This is a genomic window from Streptomyces sp. SAS_272 (assembly GCF_052543235.1).
In genome coordinates, this window is sequence record NZ_JBMNDR010000171.1 from 1 (window position 1) to 6517 (window position 6517).

Genomic DNA, 6517 nt, shown 5'->3' on the forward strand with positions numbered 1-6517 from the left:
CCCCCCCCCCCCCCCCCCCCCCCCCCCCCCGGCCCCGTCATGCCCGCGCACACCGCACGCACTCCCCTGTGCGTGCCCCCGCGCAGCCCCCGCCGCCGTCAGCCCTGTTCGACGCGGAAGGCCACCGGACTTTGGCCGGTGTGCAGTTGGAAGAACTTGGAGAAGTTCGCCGGGTCGGGGAAGCCGACCGCCGCGCCCACCCGGCCGATCGGCAGGTCCGTGTGGGCCAGGAGCCGTTTCGCCTCCAGGACGACCCGCTTGTCGATGAAGCCCTTGGGCGTCTCGCCGGTGGCCGCACGGACCGCCCGCACGAGGGTGCGCCGTGAGTAGCCGAGGGAGTCGGCGTACGCGCTGACACTGTGATTGGCGGCGAACTCCCTCTCCACAGCGTCTCTGAACAGCGTGAACGTCGTGTCCGCCTGACGCCGTGTCGCCTCCGCGCCGCTCGCCGCCAGATGCGCGAGCCGCAGCAGGAACGCCGTCAGCGAGTGCCGCAGCACCGCCGTGTGCAGGCTCAGCGGCAGGGTTCCCTCGGCTCCGTCGTCGTACTCGCGCCGCAGGTGGTCCAGCGCCGCGCGCAGCCCCGCGAGCTGCGCCTCGTCCGGGTGCAGCAGCGGCGGCAGGTCGTAGCGGTAGAGGCCGGCCGCCTCGACGGTGGCCCGCGGCAGGAAGCCGGGCTGCATGGTCAGGGCGGTTCCGCGGTACTCGCTCGACTTCGAGAAGCGGTGGACCTGGCCCGGGCGGATCCACAGCACGTCGCCGGCCGCCGCCTCGTGCCGGGTGAAGTCGATCATGTGACGGACGGGGCCGGCGTCGAACAGCATCACGACGTGGAAGTCGATGCGGTGCACGCGGTCCGGCGGGGCATCCGTGTGCCAGGAGCGGCCGCCGTGCGCGGGACCCATCGGACCCACCTGCATGCCGATGCCGCCGACGCTGCGCTCGACAGGGAAGGGAAAGGTTCTGATGCCGTGTTCGGCGCCGCCTTGGGTAGGTGTGTCCGCCATGTCCTGCTCGCGCCGCCCAGTTGCCGTGCCGGGGTGCTCATCTGTCGCCCGGGGGTGTCCCACTTTCACCACAGCCTGACACAGGGAGACCTACCCGCCGAAAAGTCAGACTTTTAAGTTTGAACACGTCAGACCAGCTGACCGCTTTCATCGAGGATTTCTTGAAGATGAGCACGCAGACACCGAACGACTTCACATGGACCGACACCGACCGGCGTGCGGTCGACACCGCCCGTCTTCTGGCGGCTGACGCGGTACAGCAGGCGGGCAACGGGCATCCCGGCACCGCCATGAGCCTGGCCCCGGTCGCCTACACGCTCTTTCAGAAGGTGATGCGGCACGATCCGGCCGATCCGGAGTGGACCGGGCGCGACCGCTTCGTGCTCTCCCCGGGCCACACCTCGCTGACCCTGTACACCCAGCTCTTCCTCGCCGGCTACGAGCTCGAGCTGGCGGACCTGAAGCGCTTCCGCACGCACGGCTCGAAGACGCCCGGACACCCCGAGTACGGGCACACCGCCGGCGTCGAGACGACGACCGGCCCGCTGGGCCAGGGCGTCGCCAACGCCGTCGGCATGGCGATGGCCGCACGCTACGAGCGCGGCCTGTTCGACCCCGACGCCCCGCGGGGCGAGTCGCCCTTCGACCACACGATCTGGGGCATCGTCTCCGACGGTGACCTGGAGGAGGGCGTCTCGGCGGAGGCCTCCTCGCTGGCGGGACACCAGAAGCTCGGCAATCTCGTCCTCGTCTACGACGACAACCACATCTCCATAGAGGGCGACACCGCCACCGCGTTCTCCGAGGACGTGCTGGGGCGGTACGCGGCCTACGGCTGGCACACCCAGCGGGTCGAGCCGGCCGGGGACGGCGACGTCGACGTCAGCGCCCTCCACGAGGCTCTGCGGGCGGCGCAGGCCGAGACCGGCCGCCCGTCGATCATCTCGCTGCGCACGATCATCGCCTGGCCCGCGCCGAACGCCCGCAACACCGAGGCCGCGCACGGCTCGGCGCTCGGCGCGGACGAGGTCGCCGCCACCAAGCGCGTCCTGGGCTTCGACCCGGAGAAGACCTTCGAGGCCGAGGACAAGGTCCTCGCGCACACCCGCGCCGCCCTCGACCGGGGTGCGCAGGCCCACGCCGCCTGGGACAGGCGGCTCGCCGGGTGGCGGGCCGCGAACCCCGCGCGGGCGGCCCTGTTCGACCGGGTCGTCGCGGGCCGGCTCCCCGACGGCTGGGAGGACGCACTTCCGGTGTTCGAGCCCGGCGGGTCGCTCGCCACCCGTGCCGCGTCCGGCAAGGTGCTCCAGGCGCTCGGCCCGGTGCTGCCCGAGCTGTGGGGCGGCTCCGCCGACCTCGCCGGCTCCAACAACACCACCCTCGACAAGACGTCCTCGTTCCTGCCCGAGGGCAACCCGCTCCCCGAGGCGAGCCCGTACGGCCGCACGGTCCACTTCGGCATCCGCGAGTTCGCGATGGCGGCGACGATGAACGGCATCGCGCTGCACGGCGACACCCGCGTCTACGGCGGCACCTTCCTGGTGTTCTCCGACTACATGCGCAACGCCGTCCGCATGTCGGCGCTGATGCAGCTGCCGGTGACGTACGTGTGGACGCACGACTCCGTCGGCCTCGGCGAGGACGGCCCCACCCACCAGCCGGTCGAGCATCTCGCGTCGCTGCGCGCGATCCCCGGCCTGAACGTGGTCCGCCCCGCCGACGCCAACGAGACCGCGATCGCCTGGGCCGAGATCCTGCGGCGGCACGCCACCCGCCCCGCCCCGCACGGCCTCGCCCTCTCCCGCCAGAGCCTGCCGACGTACGCGCCGAACCCGGACGCGGCGAAGGGCGGGTACGTGCTCCGCGACTCCGTGTCGGACGTCCCCGACGTGGTGCTCATCGCCACCGGCTCCGAGGTGCGGACGGCCGTCGACGCACGCGAGGCGCTGCGGGCCGAGGGGATCGACGCCCGGGTCGTGTCGATGCCGTCCGTGGAGTGGTTCGAGGAGCAGCCGCGGGCCTACCGCGACCAGGTGCTTCCGCCGTCCGTGCGGGCCCGGGTCGCCGTCGAGGCGGGCATCGGCCTGACCTGGCACCGGTTCGTGGGCGACGCGGGACGCATCGTCTCCCTCGAGCACTTCGGCGCCTCCGCCGACGCCGGGACCCTGTTCGCCGAGTACGGCTTCACCGCCGAGAACGTCGCCGCCGCGGCCCGGGAATCCGTGGCCGCCGCCCGCGGTTGACCGCAACGCCAGAAAGAAGATGATCACAGTGACCGAAGCGACCGCGCCAGCGGGAGCACGCAGGCGACCGTCCGAGGAGGACGTCCGTGCCCGACCGGAGGGCCTGTCCCGGCGGCCGCCGCGCTCCGGCGGCGTCCGGAGGGCGGCGGCCGGGGCGGGGGCGAACCGGCGGCGTCCGCTGTGGGCGACCACCGGTGTGGAGCATCCTGCTTACAGGGACACGCTGGACGGGAACGACCCGATGACGCCGGGCACGGCCGACACCGGGCCCGGGACCACGCCGGAAGCCGCCGCCGACCACGGCCGTGTCGCCGGCGACACGGTCACCGGGGGTCGCCCCGGGGCGGCTGCCGGCCTCGTCGTCGTGGAGGCGCCGGGCCTCTCCCCCGACGAGGTGGTCACCCGGTTGGAGGACGAGGACGTCGCCGAGTTCGAGGCGGCGTGGCAGGACCCTCTGGACGCGGTCACGAAGTCGCCGATGAGCAAGGGAGTTGACGCGGAATGAGCAGCAGCAGTCTCGGCGCGGCCTGGGAGAACCCCCTGAGGGACCCCCGCGACCGGCGCCTGCCCCGCATCGCGGGCCCGTCCGGCCTGGTCATCTTCGGGGTGACGGGCGACCTGTCCCGCAAGAAGCTGATGCCGGCGGTGTACGACCTCGCCAACCGCGGACTGCTCCCGCCGGGCTTCTCGCTCGTCGGCTTCGCCCGCCGCGACTGGGAGGACGAGGACTTCGCGCAGATCGTCCACGACGCGGTGCGCGAGCACTCCCGCACGCCGTTCCGCGAGGAGGTCTGGCAGCAGCTCGCCGAGGGCATGCGGTTCATCCCCGGCGACTTCGACGACGACACGGCGTTCAAGCAGCTCAAGACGGCCGTGGAGGAGCTGGACGCCTCCCGGGGCACCGGCGGCAACTTCGCCTTCTACCTCTCCGTGCCGCCGAAGTTCTTCCCCAAGGTCGTCGAGCAGCTCAAGAAGCACGGGCTGGCGAAGGCGCCGGAGGGCTCCTGGCGGCGCGGGGTCATCGAGAAGCCGTTCGGGCGCGACCTGGTGAGCGCTCAGCAGCTCAACGCGGTGGTGCACGACGTGTTCGAACCCGACCAGGTCTTCCGCATCGACCACTACCTGGGCAAGGAGACCGTCCAGAACATCCTGGCGCTGCGCTTCGCCAACACCATGTTCGAGCCGATCTGGAACCGGTCCTTCGTGGACCACGTGCAGATCACCATGGCCGAGGACATCGGCATCGGCGGCCGGGCCGGCTACTACGACGGCATCGGCTCGGCGCGTGACGTCATCCAGAACCACCTCCTGCAGCTCATGGCGCTGACCGCCATGGAGGAGCCGGCCTCCTTCGACGCCGCCTCGCTGCTCACCGAGAAGCTCAAGGTGCTGCAGTCCGTGAAGCTGCCGGACGACCTGGGCCGGCACACCGTGCGGGCCCAGTACACGGGCGCCTGGCAGGGCGGTGAGAAGGTGCGCGGCTACCTCGAGGAGGACGGCATCGACCCGTCGTCCACGACGGACACCTTCGCCGCGGTGAAGCTGAACGTCGACAACCGCCGCTGGGCGGGCGTCCCGTTCTACCTGCGCACCGGCAAGCGGCTCGGCCGGCGGGTCACCGAGATCGCGGTCGTCTTCCAGCGGGCCCCGCACTCCCCCTTCGACTCCACGGCCACCGAGGAACTGGGCGCCAACGCCATCGTCATCCGGGTCCAGCCGGACGAGGGCATCACGGTCCGCTTCGGCTCCAAGGTGCCCGGCACCTCCATGGAGATCCGGGACGTCACGATGGACTTCGCCTACGGCGAGTCCTTCACCGAGTCCAGTCCCGAGGCGTACGAGCGCCTCATCCTGGACGTGCTGCTCGGCGACGCCAACCTGTTCCCGCGCCACCAGGAAGTGGAAGAGTCCTGGAAGATCCTCGACCCGATCGAGGAGTACTGGGCACGGCACGGCAGGCCCGCGCAGTACCCCTCGGGCAGCTGGGGACCCGAGGAAGCCGACGAGATGCTCGCACGAGACGGACGGAGCTGGCGCAGGCCATGAAGATCGACCTGACCGACACCACTGCAAGCAAGATCAACAAGGCGCTGGTGAAGGGCCGCCGCGCCATCGGCACACCGGCCGTGGGCATGGTCCTGACGATGGTCATCGTCACGGACGAGGAGAACGCCTACGACGCCATCAAGGCGGCCGAGGAGGCCTCGCACGAGCACCCCTCGCGCACCCTCGTCGTCATCAAGCGGCACGCCCGCACCCCGCGCGAGCGCACCCGGTCCCGGCTGGACGCCGAGGTCCGCGTCGGCTCCGAGGCCGGCACCGGCGAGACGGTCGTGCTGCGGACCTACGGCGAGGTCTCCGACCACGCCGACTCCGTCGTGCTGCCGCTGCTGCTGCCCGACGCGCCGGTCGTCGTGTGGTGGCCCGTCGACGCGCCACAGACCCCGTCGAAGGACCCGCTGGGCGCGCTGGCCCAGCGCAGGATCACCGACCTGTACGCCGTCGAGAACCCGCTGCAGGCCCTGGAGACCCGGGTGCGCTCCTACGCCCCCGGCGACACCGACCTCGCCTGGACCCGCCTCACCCCGTGGCGCTCGATGCTGGCGGCGGCCCTGGACCAGGCCCGGGTGCCGATCGTCTCGGGCGCGGTCGAGGCCGAGGCGGACAACCCCGCCGCGGAACTTCTGGCCCGCTGGCTGGAGGCGCGGCTGAAGGTCACGATCGACCGCGTCGTCACCGACGGCCCGGTGGTCACGGCCGTGCGGCTCGGCACCGCGGACGGTGACATCGTCATCGACCGCCCCGAGGGGCCGCTGGCCACGCTCACCCTGCCCGGACAGCCCTCGCGCACCCTTGCGCTGAAGGTCCGCACCACCTCCGAACTCATCGCCGAGGAGCTCAGGCGCCTCGACGCGGACGAGATGTACGCCATCGCCCTGCGCGGCGAGGGCACCAAGGAGACCCCTGCTCATGTCTGACACCCTCCGCCCCGACCGGCGGCCCGAGTGGACCGCCCTGAAGGACCACCGCGCCGGATGGCAGGCGAGTCTGCGGGACCTGTTCGCCGCCGACCCGCAGCGCGCCGAGCGGTACGTGGTGCGCGTCGGCGATCTGCGCATCGACTACTCGAAGAACCTCGTCACCGATGAGACGCTGCGACTGCTGCGGGAGCTGGCCGCGGCCGTCGACGTGTTCGGTCTGCGGGACGCCATGTTCCGCGGTGAGAGGATCAATCTCACCGAGGACCGGGCGGTGCTGCACACGGCG

Annotated in this window: 4 protein-coding genes and 2 pseudogenes; 5 read left to right on the forward strand and 1 reads right to left on the reverse strand. The window is 71.9% G+C overall.

Annotated features, from left to right (window positions below; translation table 11 throughout):
* Positions 1 to 98: 98 nt before the first annotated feature.
* Positions 99 to 1007, reverse strand: a complete 909-nt coding sequence (locus ACN6LD_RS41665) for a helix-turn-helix domain-containing protein (protein ID WP_445045883.1) — start codon at positions 1005 to 1007, stop codon at positions 99 to 101.
* A 167-nt stretch (positions 1008 to 1174) separates the two neighbouring features.
* Between ACN6LD_RS41665 and tkt the strand changes: the two genes are divergently transcribed.
* From tkt to ACN6LD_RS41690, 5 genes and pseudogenes are all read left to right on the forward strand, one after another.
* On the forward strand, positions 1175 to 3250 hold the full coding sequence (gene tkt / locus ACN6LD_RS41670) for a transketolase (RefSeq protein ID WP_445045884.1): 2076 nt from the start codon (positions 1175 to 1177) through the stop codon (positions 3248 to 3250).
* Between the two features lie 142 nt (positions 3251 to 3392).
* Positions 3393 to 3755: pseudogene (locus ACN6LD_RS41675) on the forward strand (transaldolase); the annotation flags it as partial.
* On the forward strand, positions 3752 to 5296 hold the full coding sequence (gene zwf, locus ACN6LD_RS41680; RefSeq protein ID WP_445045885.1) for a glucose-6-phosphate dehydrogenase: 1545 nt from the start codon (positions 3752 to 3754) through the stop codon (positions 5294 to 5296). The pseudogene ACN6LD_RS41675 and the gene zwf, both read left to right, overlap by 4 nt.
* On the forward strand, positions 5293 to 6228 hold the full coding sequence (gene opcA / locus ACN6LD_RS41685; protein WP_319187045.1) for a glucose-6-phosphate dehydrogenase assembly protein OpcA: 936 nt from the start codon (positions 5293 to 5295) through the stop codon (positions 6226 to 6228). The genes zwf and opcA overlap by 4 nt, the downstream gene beginning before the upstream one ends.
* Positions 6221 to 6517, forward strand: a pseudogene (locus tag ACN6LD_RS41690) (glucose-6-phosphate isomerase); the annotation flags it as partial. The gene opcA and the pseudogene ACN6LD_RS41690, both read left to right, overlap by 8 nt.

Coding starts and splice junctions, on each gene's coding strand:
- tkt (WP_445045884.1), top strand. CDS start 1,175: ATGAGCACGCAGACACCGAACGACTTCACATGGACCGACACCGACCGG.
- zwf (WP_445045885.1), top strand. CDS start 3,752: ATGAGCAGCAGCAGTCTCGGCGCGGCCTGGGAGAACCCCCTGAGGGAC.
- opcA (WP_319187045.1), top strand. CDS start 5,293: ATGAAGATCGACCTGACCGACACCACTGCAAGCAAGATCAACAAGGCG.
- ACN6LD_RS41665 (WP_445045883.1), bottom strand. CDS start 1,007: ATGGCGGACACACCTACCCAAGGCGGCGCCGAACACGGCATCAGAACC.